This window comes from Microbacterium sp. GXF6406 (assembly GCF_054798215.1).
The window spans coordinates 1-1,530 of record NZ_JBSJZH010000050.1 but is presented as its reverse complement, the minus strand read 5'-3'; the positions used below and the strand labels follow the sequence as shown (position 1 = coordinate 1,530).

At 69.2% G+C, this 1,530-nt stretch carries 2 protein-coding genes; both read left to right on the top strand.

Annotated elements, in window-relative coordinates; genetic code table 11:
- On the top strand, window positions 1–876 hold an 876-nt coding region (locus tag ACWAUG_RS13530; protein ID WP_460802825.1), incomplete at its 5' end, for a Mu transposase domain-containing protein.
- On the top strand, window positions 873–1,530 hold a 658-nt coding region (istB, locus tag ACWAUG_RS13525; RefSeq protein ID WP_460802824.1), incomplete at its 3' end, for an IS21-like element helper ATPase IstB. The genes ACWAUG_RS13530 and istB, both read left to right, overlap by 4 nt.

The window sequence follows — 1,530 nt, the reverse complement described above, 5'->3', positions numbered from 1 at the left end:
CTGGTCGGGTCGCTCGCGCACTCCGGGGTCTGGCGGGGCGTGATCTCCCCGTCGATGGACACGCCGCACCTGCTCGCCGCGATGACGACCCTGCTGGCCCTGCTGGGCGGGCTCACGAAGCTCTGGCGGTTCGACCGGATGCGGACCGTCCTGGACCACCGCACCGGCGATCTGGTCCCGCAGTTCGCTGCGTTCGCGAAGCACCACGGCGTCATAGCGGTGGTCTGTCGGCCTCGGTCGGGCAACCGGAAGGGTGTGGTCGAGAAAAACAACCACACCGCCGCGCAACGCTGGTGGCGGACCTTGCCCGACGATGTCACCCTCGAGCAGGCGCAGGCCAGCTTGAGTAGCTTCGCTATGGGGCAGGACGAGCGCCGACGTGAGGGAGAACACGGGTCAACGACCGCGGCAGCCATGTTCCAGGCCGAGCGGCTCAGACCAATACCTGCGGCGGTGTTCCCGGTGATCGTGACCGAGGAGCGCACCGCGACTCGGCAAGCGCTGATCGACTGGCGCGGCAACCGCTACTCCGTCCCACCCGAACTCGCGTCCGCGAAGGTCGTCGTGTCCCAACGCCTCGGCACCGACTCCATCGACATCACCACCAACTCCGGCGCGGTCGTCGCCCGCCACCGCGTCGCTGAGCCCGGACTCGGCGTCACGATCCGCGACACCGGCCATGTCACCGCGCTGGAGGCCATCGCGATGGCATCAGCACCACCAGGACGCCCGCATCGCCGCAAAGAACGCATCCCACCCGGCAGCGCCGCGCTGCGCGCGGCCGCTGTCCTCACCAGCGCTGCAGCGCACCCCTCGACCGTGATCAGCCTGGCCGCTTACGAGCAGGCCGCGAAGAACAGGAACACCCTCCGATGAGCACCACCAGCACCAGCGCCGCATCCGTCTATCAGCAGCTGCGCGGCCACCTCACCGACCTGAAACTCGCCGACGCCGCCGACGCCCTCCCCGCCGTCCTCGACCAGGCACAAGCCGAAGGATGGACCCTGACGCAGGCCCTCGAGCACCTACTGCGAGTCGAGGTCACCGCCACCGACGCCCGCCGCCTGGCTGGCCGGTTCCGGTTCGCGAACCTCCCCACCGGGCAGACCCTGGACGACTTCGATCACGACGCCGCGTCCGGCATCGACCGGTCGCTGCTGGCCGAGCTCGGCACCTGCCGGTTCATCGACACCGCCACCAACGTGCTCCTGATCGGCCCGCCCGGCGTCGGGAAGACCCACATCGCCACCGGCCTCGGCCACGCCGCCGTCACCGCCGGCTACCGCGTCTACTTCACCTCCGCCGCCGACCTCGCCGCCCGCTGCCACCGCGCCGCGATCGAAGGCAAGTGGTCGACGATGATGCGTTTCTTCGCCGGTCCGACCCTGCTCATCATCGACGAGCTTGGCTACCTACCACTACCCGGCGAGGCCGCCTCAGCCTTGTTCCAGGTCATCAACCAGCGCTACCTGAAAACCTCGATCGTGATCACCACGAACCGGCCCGTTGGAGCCTGGGGCGAGATCCTCG